We start from the raw sequence: 19742 nt of genomic DNA, 5'->3' as shown, positions 1-19742 counted from the left end.
AATAAATCAGCAAAGGACTAAGGCCGTCTGAATTAAGGTTTCAGACGGCCTTTGAGTTTTACAGGATACCGTTGTTTTGTGTATTTTCAGTCATCAGTGCTTTGCTGATTTCGTCGGCGGTATAGCTCTTACCGTTTCCGAATACAAAGCTGTCGACATTATTGTTGGCAATGTCATGGATGGTCAGGGTGTCGCCTGTATCTTTGATGGTTAAGACCCAATCATCTCCGGTTTTCAACTGTAAATCTTTCAGCGTAATCCCTTCTTTGAAAAGGACTTGGGTATCGCTGCCACCATACGGATTAAAGGTGTCGTTGCCGCTGTTTCTACCAAACATGATAACGGTGTTGTCGGCACCCAGGTCGGTAATGGTATCGTTGCCGTCGGCTGTATCGACGATGTTGATGCCTCTGCCCAAAGTAATGGTTTCATCGCTGCGGTTGCCCCTGTATTCGACAACAGAAGCGTAACGCGACAAATCTAAATCGCTGTTGTCGCTATCGGCATGGATGGTGTGGTTGAAGTTGTTGTATACATCACGGTTGAGTTCATCAACGGGTTGGCCGGTGTATTGGACGATGTTTGTGTTGCCGATCATGTGCGGGATAGACAGTTTGAAGTGGTTGATCAGCTCGCCCGTGCTGTATGAGGTATTGCCGTCAAACTGAAACTCGGAAATTGCACCATAAATACCGCTTTGGTTTTTGATGGTTAAAACATCGTCTGTGCCTTTAATGCGGATATGCCAAGTATCACCATCCAGCAGGGGATTGGTCACAAATTGAGAGCTGTCAGGCATGTTGATAATACTGGTTTTGTCGTAACCTTTTTCAATGGTAATTTCGAGGTCGTCAAGGGTAATGCCGCCGGTAAATTTCACGACGTTGGCGTTGAGTCTGTGTAGGCTTGCTTTGCTATCAAAACCGAAGTTGAAGTCAAAAATGGTGTCGTGACCGTAACCTTTTCCGAAAACATAGGTATCGTTGTGTTCGCCGCCTTCCATGTAATCATTGCCTGCGCCGCCGTCAAGCAGGTCGGCACCTACATGGGCATAGAGTTTGTCGTTACCGTTGCCGCCGTAGAGTTTATCGTCGGAAGCAGGTTCGTTGCCGTAATAGGTTGCACTGTGTTCGCGCAAGATGTCATCGCCGTCGTGGCCATAGAGGGTGTCATGGCCGTCATTGCCGCCGTCGATTTCATTGTTGCCTGCATTGCCATGCAAGGTATCGTCGACGTTTGTGCCGACAAATTTAATGGTTTCGGCTTTCACTGGTTGGAAGGCTTGTTGGAACTGTGCGGCAGTGTAGGTTTGGTCGTTAAACTGGAAGCGGTCGATGGAAATGCTGCCATCCGCACCGATTTGGTTTTGAATCAGGGCAGAACCTTGTTCGGAAGTAATTTCCCAGCTTTGGCTGCCATCATCGTTATGAATGGTCTTCAGGTTGAGCTTGGCATTGTTCAGGCCGTCTGAAAACTTGAGGGTATTGATGCCTTGGTTGTCGATAATGGTATCGTTGTCGCCGTAGATATAGGTATCGTTTCCGGCTCCGCCTTTCAGAATGTCTTTACCGTTGCCGCCCACCAAAATGTCGTCGCCTGTATCACCGTTGATGACATCGTTGCCGTTGCCGCCATCCAGATAATCATTGCCCTCGCCGCCGTTGAGGTTGTCGTTGCCACCCATGCCGTAAACAGTATCATCACCGCGTCCGCTGTTGAGGCGGTTGCGGCCTTCGTTACCGGTCAGGATGTTATTGCTGTTGTTGCCGGCGGCAAAAATATTGGCCGAGCCGGTCAAGGTAACATTTTCGACGTGGGTAGCGGCAGTATGGGAAATGCTGCTGAATACGGTGTCTTCGCCGCCGCCAGCCTGTTCAATCACCACGTCTTTTACATCATCAACGTAGTAAGTGTCATTGCCGTCACCACCTTCCATAATGTCGGCATCGGCTTTGCCGTCGATAATATCATCGCCGGATGTGCCGATCAGGTAGTCATTGCCGTCGCTGCCATCGATGGTCTGACCGCTTTCGGTATGCTCAGTCAGGGAAATATCGAAATATTTGGCAAAGTTGTTTACATCCAGTTTTTGTGTGCCAATGATGAAGTGGGAGACTGCCGGTGTTGTACCGTTTTGAGTGTATTGGTTTTTGATGGTTAAAACGGCATTGCTGTTTTTTACGGCAATCACCCAGTCTTTACCATCGGTTTCGTTGTTTTGGACTTCAACGGTTAAATCGTTAAGGCTCAGATCAGTATGAAAGCGGATGCTGTTGTGGCCTTGATTGTCGATGATGGTGTCTTGCTCGCTTTTGTCAGAGAAGAGGTAGGTATCGTCGCCTTCGCCACCTTCAAGCACATCGTTGCCTGCTTCGCCGTTGAGGATGTCATTGCCTGTTTCGCCGAAAAGAAGGTCGTTGCCTTCGCCCCCATTGATAACATCGTTGCCGCCACCGCCGTAAACGATGTCGTCACCGCGCCCGCTGTTGAGGCGGTTGCGGCCTTCATTGCCGATGAGGATGTTGTTGCTGTTGTTGCCAGCACCGAAAATGTTGGCTGTACCGGTCAAAACAAGGTTTTTAACGTGGTTTGGAAGGGTATAGCTGACGTTGCTGCAAACCGTATCATCGCCGCCATTTGGGTTTTCAATGATTGTATCGTCACTGAGGGTTACATAATAAACGTCATCTTCCGACGTGCCTGTCGTTACTTGTTCAAGGAAGGAAGGTTGTAATTGCTCTAAATGTCGTAATTCAAATTGCGCATTGGGGGTGCGCATTGCTTTTTCGATTGTCATGATATTTTCTTTAGATATTGATGAGAGTAACAAGGAAGTAAACGTATCCGGCATATGGCCGGTATTGCTTAATTTGTATTGTGTTTAGGCTGTATATACTAGTGCTGAAATTTGATAAAAACAACAGAAACGTTAAGATATGACAATATATAGAGAGCTTTATCAGGCTCTGTCTGCCGTCTATTCCTTTGCTAAATGGCTTTGCCTTGTATGTCTGTTTTGTTTCTTATATACCACACATCAATTTTCATAGTTTCAAACTATGAATGGTTGTAAAAAGGCCGTCTGAAAAAAGAAGCAGGTTTCGCATTGCAAAACCTGCTTCTGATTTTTCAGACGGCCTGTCTGATTACAGAGTACGGGCAACTTCGACGATGTCGAAACATTCGAGTTGGTCGCCTTCCATAATCTCGTTGTAGCCTTTGAGCATCAGACCACATTCGAAGCCCATGCGGACTTCTTTGACGTCGTCTTTGTAGCGTTTCAAAGAAGACAGCTCGCCGGTATGGATAACCACGTTGTTGCGGATGAGGCGGACATGGGAATCGCGTTTGACCACACCGTCGGTAACCATACAGCCTGCAATGTTGCCGACTTTGGAAACGGAGATAACCTGACGGATTTCGACCGTACCGGTGACTTGCTCTTTCTCTTCCGGAGAGAGCATACCGCTCATGGCGGCTTTCACGTCGTCGATGGCATCGTAAATGATGTTGTAGTAACGGATTTCCACGTTTTCATTCTCAGCCAGTTTACGGGCGGAAGCATCTGCACGGACGTTAAAGCCGATGATGAATGCGCCGGAAGCGATGGCCAAGTTGACATCAGATTCGGTAATGCCGCCAACGCCGCTGTGCAACACGTTCACTTTCACTTCGTCTGTGGACAGTTTTTTCAGGCTGCCCGCCAAAGCTTCGTAAGAACCTTGTACGTCTGCTTTGATGATGACAGACAAGGATTGGGCTTGGTTTTCGCCCATGTTGTTGAACATGTTTTCCAGTTTTGCGGCCTGTTGTTTGGCCAAGCGCACGTCGCGGTATTTGCCTTGACGGAAGAGGGCGATTTCGCGCGCTTTTTTCTCGTCGGCCAATACCATTGCATCTTCGCCTGCGTTCGGAACGTCGGACAAACCGAGGATTTCGACAGGGATAGACGGGCCGGCTTCATTAATGGCTTTGCCGTTTTCGTCAACCATCGCACGGATTTTACCGAATGCAGTACCGGCCAGCAGCATATCGCCTTTTTTCAGCGTACCGCTTTGAACCAGCAATGTGGCAACTGCGCCGCGGCCTTTGTCCAAACGTGCCTCAACGATGATACCTTTGGCAGGTGCATCGACTTGGGCAGTCAGTTCCAAAACTTCAGCTTCGAGCAAGACGGCTTCGAGCAATGCATCGATGTTCAGGCCTTTTTTAGCAGAAACGTCGATGAACTGTACATCGCCGCCCCATTCGTCAGGCACGACTTCGTGCGCAGTCAGCTCTTGGCGGATACGCTCAGGGTTGGCGGCTTCTTTATCGATTTTGTTGACGGCAACCACAATTGGTACGCCGGCGGCTTTAGCGTGGGCAATGGCTTCGATGGTTTGCGGCATCACGCCGTCGTCGGCTGCAACCACAAGAATCACGATATCGGTTGCTTTCGCACCGCGCGCACGCATGGCGGTAAACGCTTCGTGACCCGGAGTATCCAAGAAGGTAATCACGCCGCGAGGGGTTTCAACGTGGTATGCACCGATGTGTTGGGTAATGCCACCCGCTTCGCCTTGTACCACTTTGGCGCGGCGGATGTAGTCCAGCAGGGAAGTTTTACCGTGGTCAACGTGACCCATCACGGTAACAACCGGAGGACGCGGCAATGCTTCGGCTTCTACTGCTTCAACGCCTTCATCCAAGAATGCTTCAGGGTCGTCGGCTGCGGCAGGTTTGCCGATGTGGCCGAGTTCTTCCACCACAATCAGGGCAGTGTCTTGGTCGATAGATTGGTTGATGGTTACCATCATGCCCATTTTCATCAGGGCTTTAACCACTTCGACGCCTTTAACGGCCATTTTGTGTGCCAAGTCGGCAACGGTAATGGTTTCAGGCACCAAAACTTCGTGTACGACAGGTTCGGTCGGCGCTTGGAAGGCGTGTTGGTTCGGCTCTAGTTTGAGTTTCTTGCCTTTTTTACCGCCGCGTACGCGCTCGTCGTCGCCGTTGCGTGCATTGCGGTCACGTCCGCCTTTACCGCCTTTACCTTTGGCGTTACGGCCTTGAGTGTCTTCATCACGCTCACGACGGTCTTCTTTTTTACCGCGCGCGTTGTGTTCGGATTTGCCTTCGCCGGATGCTGCTTTGGCTTTCTCGGCAGGTTTATTACGTTCGCCTGATTTGGCTTCTTTAGTAGGTTTTGAGTCTTTCTCGGCCTGTTGTTTTATGGCTTCACGGCGTGCTTGACGCTCTTGTTTTTCTTTTAACAAGGCTTCTTGATGCGCACGCAGGGCGGCAGCACGACGGGCTTCTTCATCGCGTTGAGCCTGTTCTTCCACGCTGACGACAGGTTGCGGTACGGCAGGAGCAGCAGGTTTGGCTACCTTTTTCGCTTCTTTGCCTTTGCCGCCTTTGTCTTGTTTGGCTTTGGCAGGTTTTTTGGCTTCAGCTGGTTTTTCACCTTCAACGGATTTTTCAGACGGCTTGTTGTCTGCTTTAGCCTCAACTTTTGCTTCGGTCTTGGCTTCTACGGCTTCAACCGGTTTGGCTTCTTCTTTTTTGGCTTCGGCAGGTTTGCCTTCCGCTTTTGGTGCGGCTTTGGCTGCTTTCAGTCTGGCTGCTTCAGCCTCTGCTTTGGCGCGGGCTTCGGCCTTTGCGGCAGCTTCTGCTTCAGCTTTGGCTTTTTCTTCGGCAGCTTGAGCGGCTGCTTTTTCTGCTTCGGCTCTTTGGTTTTCTGCTGCTACTTTGGCTTTGGCTTCTGCTGCCAATTCTTCGGAAGAAGGAATGGTAACGGCACGGCTGCGGCGGCGTGTTTCCACTTTTACGCCGTCAACGGTGCTGACTTCGGTTTTTTTGCGGCGGATGCTGATGGTGCCGCTGTTGCTGCCGTTTTTCTTTTGCAGGTAAGCAGTCAACAGTTGTTTGTCGTCAGTGGTTATGCTGTCATTGCCGCTGTTTTTGTTGACCCCGGCTTCTTTCAATTGTTTAAGCAAATCATCGACGGGGCGGTTTAGTTCGGCGGCAAATTGCGCTACGGTTGTATTACTCATTCATTACCCCCTTAGTTATTTTCTTCAGTAAACCAGTGTTCGCGTGCAGCCAAAATCACTTTTTTGGCTTCTTCTTCGTCAATACCGGTAATTTCGACCAATTCGTCAACAGACAACTCGGCCAGATCATCGCGTTGGGTAACGCCGGCTTCGGCCAGTTTGCGCAACATATCGGAATCTACGCCGTCCAGATTGCGCATGTCTTCAGACACTTCACCCAGTTTTTCTTCTGCGGCGATGGTAATGGTCAGGATCGCGTCGCGTGCGCGGTTGCGCAGGGTTTCAACGATTTCTTCGTCAAAGCCGTCAATCGAGAGCAATTCTGCCGCTGGAACGTAAGCAACTTCTTCCAATGTGGCAAAGCCTTCTTCCACCAAGATATCGGCGGTTTCGTCGTCGATGTTCAAGTGGGTGGTGAAGAGGTTGCGGATAACGGCATCTTCGGCGGCATTGCGCTCGTCGGCTTCTTCAACGGTCATGATGTTCAGCTGCCAGCCTGTCAGGATGGAAGCCAGGCGGACGTTTTGACCGCCGCGGCCGATAGCCAGTGCCAGTTGGTTTTCGTCAACGATCACGTCAACCGCGTGTTTGTCTTCATCAATCACGATACGGCTCACTTCGGCAGGAGACAGCGCATTCATCACGAATTGGGCAGGCTCAGGAGACCACAATACGATGTCGATGCGTTCGCCGGACAATTCGTTGCTCACGGCGTTAACACGGGAACCGCGCACGCCGATACAAGTACCCTGCGGGTCGATGCGTTGGTCGTTGGCTTTAACGGCAACTTTGGCGCGTTGACCTGGGTCGCGTGCTACTTCGCGGATTTCCAACAGGCCGTCTGCAATTTCAGGCACTTCGTTGGCGTAGAGTTTGGCCAAGAAGTCGCCGCTGGTACGGCTCAAAATAACTTGTTTGCGGCCGGTATTGCCGATTTCGTCCACGCGCAGGAAGAGGGCGCGGATGCGGTCGCCGCTGCGGAAGTTTTCACGCGGAATCATTTCTTCGCGCGGAATCAGGGCGTCAAGTTTGCCCGCGACGACTTCAACGATGATGCCGTGGCGCTCGACACGTTTTACTGTACCGGAAACGATGTCTTCTTTAGAGGCGAGGAACTCGTTCAGGTTTTGCTCGCGCTCCGCATCACGGATGCGTTGCAGGATGATTTGTTTGGCAGTTTGCGCGGCTTGGCGGCCGAAGCCTTCGTTTGGCAGCTGCTCTTCGTAGTATTCGCCGATTTGGATGGTTGTGCCGGGAATTTCTTCTTGGATTTCCTCGATGGTTTTTTCTACGTCGGGGTAGGTGTAGTCTTCATCGGCAACAATCAGCCAGCGGCGGAAGGTTTGGTATTCGCCGGTATCGCGGTCGATTTCGACGCGCACGTCCATGTGCTCGCGGTCGGCTTTTTTCTTGGCAGCAGTAGAGAGAGCGAATTCAAGGGCTTTGAATACGACTTCCGTTTCAACGTTTTTTTCACTTGCCAGCGCTTCGGCCAGCTGTAACATTTCGCGACTCATTTTCTAGAATCTCCAAGTAATCGGTTTTTAAAATTTAAATTCGGGGCGCAAACGGGCTTTATCGATGTTGCTCAATTCGATTTGGGCAGTTTTGCCGTCGAAAGAGACGGTAACGATGTCGTTTTCGCAAGATTCGATGCGGCCGATGAAGTTTTTCTGACCATCAATCGGCAGGCGTGTTTTGATTTTGGCGTTCTGGCCGGCAAAGCGTACGAAGTCGGCGGCTTTTTTCAGCGGACGGTCAAGGCCAGGGCTGGAGATTTCCAAACGTTTGTAGTCGATGTCTTCAACCATAAACACGCGGCTCAGATGGTTGCTGACAGTGGCGCAGTCTTCGACGGTGATGCCGCCTTCTTTATCGATGAAAACGCGCAAATCGCCTTGTGCGGTCAGTTCGAAATCGACCAGCTCGTAGCCCAAGCCGGGCAGGGTTTTATCAAGAATGCTTTGAATATCCATGCTTCTCCAGAAGTACATAAACAAAAAAATGGCCGCGCGGCCATTTTTCGTGTGATTTGAAAAATTGGCCTATTATAACTGTTTTCAAGATAAAAGAAAAGTGTTGATTTGGCGTGGATTTTTTGAAGTGATTGCTTAAATGTAAAGGATAGGGTTGAGGCCGTCTGAAAAGGAAATTGTTGACAAGTTTTGATGTAGTGTTTTTGAAATTTTTTTTGAAAAACAAATAATTGGTATTTCTTTATTTTCAGGCGGCCTTGTATTTCCGGATTTTTCGTGCTTGCACAATGTGCAAGGCGGTTCTACAATTTCTTTATACCCACCGAATAAGAAAGAAGGCTGCAATGTCCGCACACCCGATTTACAATTTTTCCGCAGGTCCTGCCGTATTGCCGGAAGCGGTATTGCGTACCGCGCAACAGGAAATGCTCGACTACAACGGTACGGGATTCCCCGTGATGGCGATGAGCCACCGTTCGGATATGTTTTTGAGTATTCTGCATCATGCCGAACAAGACTTGCGCCAGCTTTTGAATATTCCGTCCAACTATAAAATCCTGTTTTTACAGGGCGGTGCGACCACGCAATTCAATATGGCGGCCATGAATTTGGCGTACGGTTTTGCGACTGCTGACGCGGTGGTAACGGGCAACTGGAGCCGTATTGCCTATGAGCAGATGAGCCGTTTGAGTAATGCCGAAATCCGTTTGGCCGCGCATGGCGGCGAACAATATGCCTATAAAAACCTGCCTGCGGTTGAGGATTGGGATGTCAACCCGAATTCTGCGTTTGTTCATTTTGCGATTAATGAAACCGTAAACGGCTTGCAGTATCAAAACGTCCCCAAACTTTCAGACGGCCTGCCGCCGCTGGTGTGCGATATGTCGAGCGAGATTTTGTCGCGTGAGTTTAATGTATCCGATTACGGCTTGATTTATGCAGGCGCACAAAAAAATATCGGCCCTGCCGGTGCGACCGTGGTCATTATCCGCGAGGATTTGCTGGAGCGTTGTCCAAACGATATTCCCGATGTGTTCAACTACCGTTCGCATATCAACCGCGACGGTATGTACAACACGCCTTCCACTTATGCGATTTATATGTCGGGCTTGGTGTTCCGCTGGCTGCAAACGCAGGGCGGTGTGAAAAAAATTGAAGCGGTCAATCGAATAAAGGCGCAAACCTTGTATGAGACGATAGATGGCAGCGGCGGTTTTTACATCAACGATATTCATCCTGATGCGCGCTCCAAGATGAATGTGGTCTTCAAAACCGCAAGCGAAGACTTGGACCGCCGCTTTGTGTTGGAAGCCGAGTTGCAGGGCTTGTGCCTGCTCAAGGGTTATAAAACCGTCGGTGGTATGCGTGCCAGCATTTACAATGCGATGCCGCTTGAAGGTGTGAACGCGTTGGCCGACTTTATGAAAGATTTCCAACGACGTTATGGTTAAGACTTAAGATAAAAAGGCCGTCTGAAACTGGGTTTCAGACGGCCTTTTGATTTGAACAAGCCTTATTCGGTGACTTCTTCAGTAATGCTGTCGCGGTAGATGGTGCTGTCGTAAGTCGGAACAGGAGGCGGCAGCAGGCTGTCGAGTGTCAGTGCGGACGGGTTCAGCGTAGGGTAGCCGCTGAAGGTTACGGAATAACCGCCGTTGCCGGTACTGCGGACTTTGGCATGCGCGCCCAAAGGGAAAGTGGTTTTGTTGGTGATGTGGCCGAATGGGAAGCCGGTCAACACAGGGATCTTGGCGGTGCGCGAAATGTGGTTGACGACGGCGGAGAAATCGTAGCTGGAGTCGTACACGTCGCGGATGGTGCCCATGCGGAAATCGCCGAAGATGATGGCGCGTTGTTTTTGCAAAACACCTGACAGATAAAGCGTATTGAGCATGCGCTCGATGCGGTAGGGTTGCTCGCTGACGTCTTCGATAAAGAGGATGCCGCCTTGAATATCGGGCATGTAAGGCGTACCGGCAAGGGAGGCGAGAACGCTGAGGTTGCCGCCCCACAATGTGCCTTCGACGTTGACATCGGCGCGTTGGATGGTCGGAACATCAACAATGTTGACGTTGTTGGTCGTGCCGCGGATGAACGAATCCATGGTAAATACGCTGGGGTCTGCTTTGCCGAATTCGCTGTACACCATCGGGCCTGCAAAGCTCATCATATTGCCTTTGGCTAACAGGGCGAGTTGGACGGCGCACACGTCGCTGAAACCGAAGAATAATGTGCCGCGTTCGCGCATTCTGGCGCCGAGTGAGGCAAAGTCAATTTGCGGCAGGATGCGTGCCGCGCCGTAGCCGCCGCGCAGGCCCATCAAGACTTTAGGCGTTTCGATACGGCCGCTGGCAACTTCTTGAAAGTCGGCGGCGCGTTGGGCATCGCTGCCGGCAAAGCGTTGGTAACGGCGGCTGCCTGCCTGTTGGTTGGTCACGGTAAAGCCTGCATTGTAGAGGCGGGTCAGGCCGGTGGTTACGCGGTTGGGATCTTCGGCGAAGCCTGACGGCGCAACAACGCGCAGAAGGTTGTCGCCGGAACGTGGCGGATGGGGTTGCTTAGGTTGCACGGTTTTGGCTTTCGCGGTGGTAGAAGTGGTTTTGGTTTGCGGCGTGGTGGTTGTGCCTGTGCCGCAGGCTTGCAACAACCCTGCGCCTGCCGCGGCAGAGCAGGTACGCAGGAAATGGCGGCGCGTGGTGGAGTTCATTGAGGTTTTCCTTTCGTTATATGTTCAGACGGCCTGAACTTGGCGTGTCGGACCTTACAGGCCGTCTGAAAGTTTAAGCGATTAAGTTTTTGATTTGTTGCGGCCAATTTTCGGGCAAGGTCATGCCGTGTTCGCGGACGGGCGCAGCCCAAATCGGCGCGGGGAAGTTGGCATCGTTTTCAAAGCGGGCGATGACGTGCCAATGCAGGTGGGGCACAACATTGCCGAGGCTGGCCAAATTGATTTTGGCCGGGTGGAAGACTTGGCGCATTGCGGCTTCAACCTGATACACCATTTCCATGATTTCGTTGCGTTCGGCAGAGGAAAGGTCGGTCATCTCGGAAACATGGTTATTCCAAATAACGCGGCAGAATGCGGGTGCGCCGGCTTCGTTGTGGACGGCGATAACGCGCAGGTTTAGCGTTTGCAGCAAAATGTCTTCGTTGTCGGCAGTGCAGATGGGGCAGGTCATGGTTTTTTCTTTCTCAGTCTGAATAGGAATCGGATGATTTCAATCAGGATTTTTAGAACGAGGTAAATGGCACTCAGAGATATGAATGCGAAAAGCCACGGTTCAGGTATAAACCACCACAATAAATAGGCGGGCGTGATTCAGTCGGCACATTTTTCGGCACTCTTAACGTGATCACACAAGCCAAAGCTAAAAAAATCATTGACATCATGAAACGGCGAATAGGCGAACATTAAGTGCTTTTGGCGTCACACAAATCAATGCAATGATAGCAATCCAAAAGAATGGTTTGAGATGTTTGAGTACAGTCATGGACGAAGTGTTATGCAAATTTTGCCGCCCCCTGATTGGCAAGTTCGTCGGCTTTTTCGTTTTCAGGGTGTCCGGCGTGGCCTTTTACCCATGTCCAGCGGACATCGTGTTGTTGAACCAGACTATCCAGTTCTTTCCATAAATCATCGTTTTTGACCGGTTTTTTGGCGGCGGTTTTCCAGCCGTTTTTTTTCCAACCGTGTATCCAGCTTTCCATGCCGTTTTTGACGTATTGCGAGTCGGTGCAGATGACGACTTGGCAGCGGCGTTTTAAGGATTTCAGGCCTTCGATGACGGCGGTCAGCTCCATGCGGTTGTTGGTGGTTTCGGCTTCGCCGCCGAACAGTTCTTTTTCGTGTGTGCCGTAGCGCATAAATACCCCCCAGCCGCCTGCGCCGGGGTTGCCTTTGCATGCGCCGTCTGTGTAGAGGTAAACGGGTTTATCCATGGGCATGTCTTTGTCGAATAAGGCGGTATCATAACATAAGGCCGTCTGAAATATCGGCAAATGCCGTCTGAAATATCGGCAAATACGGTTTGCGCGTGTAAAATACCCTGCACTTATCACTCGTATAGAAAGCAGGCAGATATGGGATTGTTCAGCGGCCTTTTGGGCAATGCTTCGCAAAAAGACGCCGATGCGGTGGAACGCGATTTGGCGAATATCCTGATTGATGGCGAACAGGTAAAAATGGCATTCAGCCTGGTGCGCGATTTGATTGTGTTTACCGAATATCGGCTGGTGTTGGTGGACAAACAGGGTTTGACCGGCAAGAAAGTGTCTTACCGTTCGATTCCGTATCGTTCCGTATCGCGCTTTTCGGTGGAAACCTCGGGCCATTTCGATTTGGATGCCGAGCTGAAGATTTGGGTTTCTTCCGGCGAAGCGCCGACTGAAACCTTGCAGTTTAAAAGCGACAAGAGCGTGATTGCCATTCAGAAAGCCTTGGCAGAAGCCGTGTTGAAACCGTCAAAATAGAAAGGAAATATGATGAGCGAACAGCAAGAATTGTTTTGTTACAAACAGATGCCGGTATGGACGGCGGACGAGATTCCCGAAGCCTTGTTGTCCAAACACAATACTGCCGCCGGTACTTGGGGCTGCCTCAATGTCCTCCAAGGCCGTCTGAACTTCAACGAAGTGGACGAGGCGGGCAATATTACGGCCACGCACGAGCTGACGCCTGAGAGCGGCGATTGGATTATCCATCCGCAAGCATGGCACTTTATCGCGCCGCAAACGCAAGATACGGAAATCCAACTGTCGTTTTACTGCGAGGCGGCGGACTATTTTAATAAGAAATACGGCATGAGCGCGACACATTCGGCCGTCCGTGCCGCCGAAGGCATCGTGCCCGTCGGCAAGGTTTTGGATATGGGCTGCGGTCAGGGGCGCAATGCGCTGTATTTGGGTTTGAAAGGTTTTGACGTTACCGCTGTCGATAATAATCCCCATGCGGTTCAAAACGTGGAAGAGCTGGCGCGTATCGAAGAACTGAATGTCCGCGCGTTTGAATACGACCTCAACGCCGCCAATATTCAGGAAAACTTCGATTATATGGTGGCGACCGTGGTGTTTATGTTCCTGATGCCGCGTTACGTTCCTGACGTGATTGCCAATATGAAGGAACACACCAACCCCGGTGGCTACAACCTGATCGTGTCTGCGATGGATACGGAAGATTTCTCTTGCCCGATGCCGTTCCCGTTCAAGTTTGGAGAGGGCGAGCTGCGCGAATATTATAAGGATTGGGAATTGGTGGAATACAAGGAAGAGCTGGGTTCGATGCACGCGAAAGACGAATTCGGCAATCCGATTCAGTTTAAATTCGTTACCATGCTGGCGAAGAAACCGGAATAAAGGTTTTGCTGTAAAAAAGGCCGTCTGAATTTAGTTTTCAGACGGCCTTTTTCGTCATCAATCCACAATTCTTTTACCCAAAATCACCACGTCTGCCAACATGGTGTCCAAATCGCAGACTTGCGGCAGCCGACCCCATTCTTCAAAACCGAAACGGTGAAACAGGTTCAGGCTCGGATAGTTGTGGCCGAACACAAGCGCGATGACGTTGCGGATGTCTAAGGACGGCGCGCGTTCGAGCATATGCCGCAACAGGATTTTGCCCACGCCTGCGCCGCGTATATCGTGGCGGACATAAATGCTGACTTCCGCGCTGATGTGGTAGGCGTAGCGCGGATGGTAGTCACTGAAACTGCCCCAGGCCAATACGGTGCCGTCGGCATCGTAAAGGGCGTAGATCGGGCGTTTGTCCGTGTGTGCGGCAAACCATATTTCGCGTTCGGCAACCGTGGTCGGCGACAAATCGGCCGTGGATTGGCGCGTGGCCACAGTGCTGTTGTAGATATCGACGATGGCGGGCAAGTCTTGGCGCAGGGCAGGGCGGATGGTGTATTGCATTTCAGATGGCCTGTTATTGAATCAGTTTGGAGATAGTCTTAAAGGCCGGATGTTTGGCATCGCTGAGCAGTTGGAACAAAATACTTTCGACATTGGAAATGATAATGCTCTGACGGCTCATTTGCGCCAAACCATTGTCGCGGTTGGCTGTTGTGCGTGAGGCGGTGCATTCGAAAGGCAGGGATACGGCGTAACCTTGCGCCTTCAAATCCAAGGCCGTCTGAAGCATACAGATATGCGCTTCCGCACCCACCAAAATAATGTGTTTAATGTCGTTTTTGCGTAAGATTTCCTGAATTTCGGGTAAAAACGCTGAGAATCGGGTTTTCTCGACAACAGGCGTACCTTCTGGCAACAGCAGTGATACGGCGGACACAGTGTTGCCCAAACCTTTCGGATATTGTTCGGTTACGGCAAAGGGTACGTCCAAAGCCGTCAAACCTTGAATCAGCAGGCGGCAGTGTTCAACCATTTCGTCCGCGCCGGAGAGGGCGGGCAGCAGGCGTTCTTGAATATCGACAATCAGACAAAGCGTATTTTTCGGGTTCATGGCTTTTCCTTTCAGACGGCCTTTACAGCAAAATCGTTGAATCAGAATGCAATCATATAACAAGCCGCTGGAAAAGTATTGCAGCTTGCCCTGTTTTAAAGCCCGAAATTCTTTTAAAATACCGCCTGATTTGAATTGATAGAGACCGACAACATGAATTTATACCAAACCGTCGAACGTGAAGCCCAAGCAGCCTTTGCCGCTGCCGGTTTGTCCGACAGCCCCGTCGTATTGCAGGCAGCGAAAAATCCCGACTTCGGCGATTTCCAAATCAACGGCGTAATGGGTGCGGCGAAAAAAGCCAAACAAAATCCGCGCGAGTTGGCGCAAAAAGTGGCTGAAGCATTGGCCGACAACGCCGTGATTGAAAGCGCGGAAGTAGCCGGTCCGGGTTTCATCAACCTGCGCCTGCGCCCTGAATTCCTCGCCCAAAACATTCAGACGGCCTTGAGCGACGCGCGCTTCGGCGTAGCGAAAACCGATAAACCGCAAACCGTCGTTATCGACTATTCTTCGCCTAATCTTGCCAAAGAAATGCACGTCGGTCATCTGCGTTCCAGCATCATCGGCGACAGCATTTCACGCGTGTTGGAATTTATGGGCAACACCGTCATCCGCCAAAACCACGTTGGCGACTGGGGTACGCAGTTCGGCATGTTGGTCGCTTATTTGGTTGAGCAGCAAAAAGACAATGCCGCGTTCGAGCTGGCGGATTTGGAGCAATTTTACCGCGCCGCCAAAGTGCGCTTTGACGAAGATCCAGCCTTTGCCGATACCGCGCGCGAATACGTTGTGAAGCTGCAAGGCGGCGATGAAACCGTTTTGGCGTTGTGGAAACAGTTTGTCGATATTTCACTCTCGCACGCCCAAGCCGTTTACGACACGCTGGGCTTGAAACTGCGTCCTGAAGACGTGGCAGGCGAATCTAAATACAACGACGATTTGCAGCCTGTGGTAGATGATTTGGTCGAAAAAGGTTTGGCAGTCGAAGACGACGGCGCAAAAGTCGTGTTCTTGGACGAGTTCAAAAACAAAGAAGGCGAACCTGCCGCATTTATCGTGCAAAAACAAGGCGGCGGCTTCCTTTATGCTTCCACCGACTTGGCATGTTTGCGCTACCGTGTCGGCACGCTTCATGCAGACCGCTTGCTGTACGTCGTCGACCACCGCCAAGCCCTGCACTTTGAGCAACTCTTTACCACTTCCCGCAAAGCAGGCTATCTGCCGGAAGATGTAAAAGCCGAGTTTATCGGCTTCGGCACCATGATGGGCAAAGACGGTAAACCGTTCAAAACGCGCAGCGGCGACACCGTAAAACTGGTTGACCTGCTGACCGAAGCCGTTGAACGCGCCACCGCTTTGGTGAAAGAGAAAAACCCTGAATTGGGCACAGACGAAGCAGGTAAAATTGGTAAAACCGTCGGCATCGGTGCAGTCAAATACGCCGACTTGAGCAAAAACCGCACCAGCGATTATGTGTTCGACTGGGACGCCATGCTTTCGTTTGAAGGCAATACCGCCCCCTACCTGCAATACGCCTACACACGCGTACAAAGCGTATTCCGCAAAGCCGGCGAATGGGACGCAACTGCGCCAACCGTTTTGACCGAACCTTTGGAAAAACAACTGGCCGCAGAGCTGTTGAAATTTGAAGACGTACTGCAAAGCGTGGCAGATACCGCTTATCCGCACTACCTCGCCGCCTACCTCTATCAAATCGCCACTCTGTTCAGCCGCTTCTACGAAGCCTGCCCGATTTTGAAATCAGAAGGTGCAACCCGCAACAGCCGCCTGCAACTGGCGAAGCTGACCGGCGACACGCTGAAACAAGGCTTGGAGTTGTTGGGTATTGATGTATTGAGTGTTATGTAAGTTTTTGAATAAAAACGATGAAAGGCCGTCTGAAACCTTGCAGGTTGCAAGGTTTCAGACGGCCTTTTTGATGCTTTAAAAAATATTGTGATACCGTTGATTTTGAGCCTAAGCGGTTTTGAATTTGCTCAGGTAATGCGTTCAGACGGCCTTGTCTTTATTTCAAATTGCTTGCCAACAACCAAGCCTGCGCTTCGGTAGCATCGCTGAAATATTTTGGGTGTTGGTTGGTCAGGAGACTGGAAAGGCGCGCGCCGAGTTTGATCCAGATGTCGTCGGTAATGACGGCAACGCGGCCGAAGTCGGTTTCGTGTTGGTTGAGGAATTTGATTTGCTCGACCGCCATATCGATGGTGAAGTCTTTTAGCATGGACAAATCCAACAGGATGTCGGGCAGATGGATTTTTTGTTTTGCGGCCAACAAGGCTTCTTCCAATTGGCGGAAATCGTCCAAAGTGAACTCGTTGTACAGCGCTACGTTTAAGCCGTAAGATTGTTCGCGGATGGAAATCATGGTGTTCTCCTTGTTAAATTATTGCTTCATCAGAAATTTTTTGATTGAGGCCGGAGTAAAACTGCTGAACACGCCGCCTGCAACAATGATAACCATGCCGGCGGCTTCCTGCCAAGTGATTTTATCGCCGAAAAGCAGTACGCCGGATAGGGCGGAGAAAACGACGGTTAGGTAGGAAAGCGAGGCAACGGTAAATTTCTTCCCGACCTTATAGGCGCGGGTCATGGCCAATTGTGCAATCATGGCGGAGATGCCGATGCCGGCCAGATAGGGCAGGGAAGACGCGGTCAGCGGATGCCAGCCGGTAAAGCAGCTCCAAATGGCGGACATAATCAGGCCGGTAAGCGACAGATAAAACACCACGCGCCAGCCCGGTTCGCCCAAAAGCGAGAGTTCGCGCACTTGCAAATACGCCCAGCCTGACATGGCGCCGCCTGCCAAACTGACCAGTGCGGCAAATTCTTGTCCGCCTTGAAAAGATGGGTTGAGCAACAGGATAACGCCGATAAAGCCCATAACCAAAATGGCTTGGGTATAAAGTGTAATTCGTTCTTTTAAAATGAAAAATGAAAAAATGGCAAGCCAGATGGAGGACGTGTAGTTGAGCGTGACGCCTGTTGCCAGCGGCAGATGTATGACGGAATAAAGCGTGCACATCATGGCAAGCGTGCCGATGACGCTGCGGTTGAGATGGGTTTTCCAATGCGGCGTGGAAAATGTGTTGCCTTGCGCTTTGGCCATGATGCCTAAGAACAGGGTGGAGACCAGCATGCGCCAAAAGACCAGCTCGCCGCTGGAAAAGCCGAAATGTGTAGAGGCGGCTTTGACGGAGAGGTTCATGACGGTAAAGCCGAGCGCGGCAATAACCACCCATGCCGAGCCGAGCGGATCTTTTCTGATGGTTTCCATTTGATGGGTATGTAAAGCGATTTTATTAATAAGAAAATATTATACAGGTCAATCAGGCCGTCTGAAAAATATCGTTGGGCTTCAACGGCCTTTTATTAGAAAATGAGAATTATTATTGAACAATGAAGTGGGTTTTTATAGAATGGGGGTTCTGTTTTTAAGAAAGGCTTGCCATGAAAGTATCCAATATTTCTGCCGTATTGCTGTCCGCTTTGTTTTCCGTTGCCGTTTCTGCCGCGCCTTTGGGGGAGGTTTCTTCCGAAAACGGTAAGATTTTCAGCGGCGAAAATTACATGGTCGTTAAGAAAGACATGAAGAAAGGGGAGCAGATTAAGCCGCACGATCATCCGGGTTTTAAAACGTTGATTTTTGCCGTTGGAAAAGGAAGCTTTGACGTGACGCTGAATCAGACTGAAAAACATACGGTCGGCGCAGGCTCGATTTTGCGGTTTGGCGGCGATGCAGTGATTGAGGCAGTTGCAACCGAAGATGCTGATGTGGCAATTACTTTGATTAAGTAAACCGATAGATAATAAAAGGCCGTCTGAAAAATGATGTTTCAGACGGCCTTGTTTATTCATACAACCGTTGCCATTAAGCGCAAATCAAATAGATGAAGCCGGAGCCGAAGATATCTGCCAAGGCGTGAATCAGGAAAAACGGCAGCAGGTTTTTGACTTTGTATTTGTAGAAGAAGTAGTACATCAAGCCGAAAACAACGCCGATAACGGTCGCCCAAAGCATGCCTTGGTAAGTATGGAAGGAGACGCGAACCAAGGTCGAATAGGCCAATGCTTGCCATTTGTATTTGTCTTCCACGCAGGTTAAAAGGCCGAGGAAACAGAATTCTTCGTAAAAGCCGTTTAAAAGGCCGTAGAGGATGGCCATCGGCGCAAGGGCGGCGAATTTGTCGAAGATGGATAATGGTTTGATGTATTGGAATATTTCAGTGGTAAAGTAATTGTAGCCGCCGCTTAACGAAGTCACCGCATCGGCGGTCAGACCCATCAGGATAAAAATCACAGGCGTCCAAAACAATACGCCTAAATTAAAGCGAATCGGCAATTGTTTGAAGTCGAAACGGCGAATAATGAGGTAAATCAGAGCAATAGCAAGCAGCGTCAACTGCAGGCTCATGTTTTCCGAATAAGCCACGCCGGTTACCGCAGTATCGCGCACTTCTTCGGTAGCAGCAGCTGTTTCCACTTGCGGCATCAGGCTGGCGATATAAAGTTGGGTAGAACGGTAGGCAAATTGACCGAACAGGATGGCGGTAACAATCAGCATGTCAAACCAGCGCAGATGGCGCAAAGGCTCTTTAGGGCGGATAGCGGCGAGCATGCTCATAATTCTCCTCTTTACTCTAATTAAATGGCAGTGCGCAATAGTTACATAAACATACAAAAATCGTCAACAATTATCGTAATAAAACATGAATTAAAAATCAGGCTGTTTCAGACGGCCTGAAGCGCTTCTAAAATGCCGTATTTTCAGAAGGGTTTATCTTCAAAAATATGGCATAATCACTTTATTGCAAACTAAGGAATCTTATCGTGAGTATTTCTCTGTCCCAATATCTGCTGTACCTGCAATATATGTTGGCAGGTATCGCCATGACTGTAGTTTTCGGTGCCGTATATCTGCGGATTACCCCCGCCGAAGAATTGCGCCTGATTAAAAACGGCAACCTTGCCTGCGCCTTATCGTTTGGCGGCGCGTTGGTCGGTTTCTGTCTGACGCTTGCCTCAAGCATTGCACACAGCGTCAGCTTCATCGATTTTATCCTGTGGGGACTTGCCGCAGCAGTGATTCAGATTTTTGTCTATTTCGCTGCAACAATGATGATTAAAGACGCTACCCCAGAACTTATCGGCAACAATGTCGCCGTCGGCGCGCTGTTTGGTGCAGTGTCCATCTCGATCGGCATTTTGAATGCGGCTTGCTTGACTTGATTTTGATGGTCGGTTGGATAG

18 protein-coding genes are annotated in these 19742 nt (G+C 50.4%); 6 read left to right on the top strand and 12 right to left on the bottom strand.

Annotated elements, in window-relative coordinates:
- Positions 1 to 58 precede the first annotated feature (58 nt).
- The 4 genes from HMPREF3047_RS08385 to rimP all read right to left on the bottom strand — a co-directional run bounded on the left by HMPREF3047_RS08385 (position 59) and on the right by rimP (position 8014).
- The gene (locus HMPREF3047_RS08385; protein WP_070713321.1) at positions 59 to 2797 is read right to left on the bottom strand and encodes a calcium-binding protein; all 2739 of its coding nucleotides are present in this window, start codon (positions 2795 to 2797) and stop codon (positions 59 to 61) included.
- Positions 2798 to 3146: 349 nt separating this feature from the next.
- Entirely contained in the window at positions 3147 to 6038 is a 2892-nt protein-coding gene (gene infB / locus HMPREF3047_RS08380; protein ID WP_070713318.1) for a translation initiation factor IF-2, read from the bottom strand.
- An 11-nt stretch (positions 6039 to 6049) separates the two neighbouring features.
- A complete protein-coding gene (nusA, locus tag HMPREF3047_RS08375; protein WP_070713315.1) occupies positions 6050 to 7555 on the bottom strand; it encodes a transcription termination factor NusA in 1506 nt (501 codons plus the stop codon).
- A 27-nt stretch (positions 7556 to 7582) separates the two neighbouring features.
- Positions 7583 to 8014: a ribosome maturation factor RimP gene (gene rimP / locus HMPREF3047_RS08370; RefSeq protein WP_003685973.1), complete on the bottom strand. Its 432-nt coding sequence runs from the start codon at positions 8012 to 8014 to the stop codon at positions 7583 to 7585.
- A 344-nt stretch (positions 8015 to 8358) separates the two neighbouring features.
- Here rimP and serC point away from each other — a divergent pair, with 344 nt between their 5' ends.
- Positions 8359 to 9465, top strand: coding sequence for a phosphoserine transaminase (serC, locus tag HMPREF3047_RS08365; protein WP_070713312.1), 1107 nt, complete (start codon positions 8359 to 8361; stop codon positions 9463 to 9465).
- 62 nt (positions 9466 to 9527) lie between these two features.
- Here the strand turns inward: serC and HMPREF3047_RS08360 are convergent, their stop codons facing one another.
- From HMPREF3047_RS08360 to rnhA, 3 genes are all read right to left on the bottom strand, one after another.
- Positions 9528 to 10721, bottom strand: a complete 1194-nt coding sequence (locus HMPREF3047_RS08360; protein WP_070713308.1) for an LD-carboxypeptidase — start codon at positions 10719 to 10721, stop codon at positions 9528 to 9530.
- A 73-nt stretch (positions 10722 to 10794) separates the two neighbouring features.
- Positions 10795 to 11193, bottom strand: a complete 399-nt coding sequence (locus HMPREF3047_RS08355; RefSeq protein WP_070645494.1) for an HIT family protein — start codon at positions 11191 to 11193, stop codon at positions 10795 to 10797.
- A gap of 322 nt (positions 11194 to 11515) precedes the next feature.
- A complete protein-coding gene (gene rnhA / locus HMPREF3047_RS08350) occupies positions 11516 to 11953 on the bottom strand; it encodes a ribonuclease HI (RefSeq protein WP_036473212.1) in 438 nt (145 codons plus the stop codon).
- A gap of 141 nt (positions 11954 to 12094) precedes the next feature.
- On the opposite strand from rnhA, the gene HMPREF3047_RS08345 reads away from it, so the two are divergent.
- Positions 12095 to 12484, top strand: coding sequence for a PH domain-containing protein (locus tag HMPREF3047_RS08345; protein ID WP_003678731.1), 390 nt, complete (start codon positions 12095 to 12097; stop codon positions 12482 to 12484).
- Positions 12485 to 12496: 12 nt separating this feature from the next.
- Complete coding sequence (gene tehB, locus HMPREF3047_RS08340; protein ID WP_070713303.1) at positions 12497 to 13366, top strand: SAM-dependent methyltransferase TehB; 870 nt, start codon at positions 12497 to 12499, stop codon at positions 13364 to 13366.
- A gap of 57 nt (positions 13367 to 13423) precedes the next feature.
- Here tehB and HMPREF3047_RS08335 read toward each other — a convergent pair whose 3' ends face one another.
- Entirely contained in the window at positions 13424 to 13924 is a 501-nt protein-coding gene (locus HMPREF3047_RS08335) for a GNAT family N-acetyltransferase (RefSeq protein WP_070713300.1), read from the bottom strand.
- Positions 13925 to 13937: 13 nt separating this feature from the next.
- The gene (locus tag HMPREF3047_RS08330) at positions 13938 to 14474 is read right to left on the bottom strand and encodes an isochorismatase family protein (protein WP_070713298.1); all 537 of its coding nucleotides are present in this window, start codon (positions 14472 to 14474) and stop codon (positions 13938 to 13940) included.
- Positions 14475 to 14627: 153 nt separating this feature from the next.
- On the opposite strand from HMPREF3047_RS08330, the gene argS reads away from it, so the two are divergent.
- Positions 14628 to 16346, top strand: coding sequence for an arginine--tRNA ligase (argS, locus tag HMPREF3047_RS08325; protein WP_070713296.1), 1719 nt, complete (start codon positions 14628 to 14630; stop codon positions 16344 to 16346).
- Between the two features lie 157 nt (positions 16347 to 16503).
- Here the strand turns inward: argS and HMPREF3047_RS08320 are convergent, their stop codons facing one another.
- Both HMPREF3047_RS08320 and HMPREF3047_RS08315 read right to left on the bottom strand, forming a co-directional pair.
- Positions 16504 to 16860, bottom strand: a complete 357-nt coding sequence (locus HMPREF3047_RS08320; protein ID WP_003745709.1) for a SpoIIAA family protein — start codon at positions 16858 to 16860, stop codon at positions 16504 to 16506.
- Positions 16861 to 16878: 18 nt separating this feature from the next.
- Complete coding sequence (locus HMPREF3047_RS08315; RefSeq protein ID WP_070713294.1) at positions 16879 to 17769, bottom strand: DMT family transporter; 891 nt, start codon at positions 17767 to 17769, stop codon at positions 16879 to 16881.
- Positions 17770 to 17942: 173 nt separating this feature from the next.
- Here HMPREF3047_RS08315 and HMPREF3047_RS08310 point away from each other — a divergent pair, with 173 nt between their 5' ends.
- Positions 17943 to 18290 (top strand): cupin domain-containing protein, encoded by a 348-nt coding sequence (locus tag HMPREF3047_RS08310; RefSeq protein ID WP_070583580.1) that lies wholly within the window; start codon positions 17943 to 17945, stop codon positions 18288 to 18290.
- 73 nt (positions 18291 to 18363) lie between these two features.
- On the opposite strand, the gene HMPREF3047_RS08305 is transcribed toward HMPREF3047_RS08310, so the two are convergent.
- Complete coding sequence (locus HMPREF3047_RS08305; RefSeq protein ID WP_070583579.1) at positions 18364 to 19116, bottom strand: CPBP family glutamic-type intramembrane protease; 753 nt, start codon at positions 19114 to 19116, stop codon at positions 18364 to 18366.
- A 206-nt stretch (positions 19117 to 19322) separates the two neighbouring features.
- Here HMPREF3047_RS08305 and HMPREF3047_RS08300 point away from each other — a divergent pair, with 206 nt between their 5' ends.
- The gene (locus HMPREF3047_RS08300) at positions 19323 to 19721 is read left to right on the top strand and encodes a DUF350 domain-containing protein (protein ID WP_210389033.1); all 399 of its coding nucleotides are present in this window, start codon (positions 19323 to 19325) and stop codon (positions 19719 to 19721) included.
- Positions 19722 to 19742: the final 21 nt, after the last annotated feature.

It is taken from the genome of Neisseria sp. HMSC075C10, assembly GCF_001815615.1.
GTDB classification, from domain to species: Bacteria; Pseudomonadota; Gammaproteobacteria; order Burkholderiales; family Neisseriaceae; genus Neisseria; species Neisseria subflava_A.
Note: the sequence above shows the minus strand (reverse complement) of the source record. Positions and strands in the feature narration are given on the sequence as shown.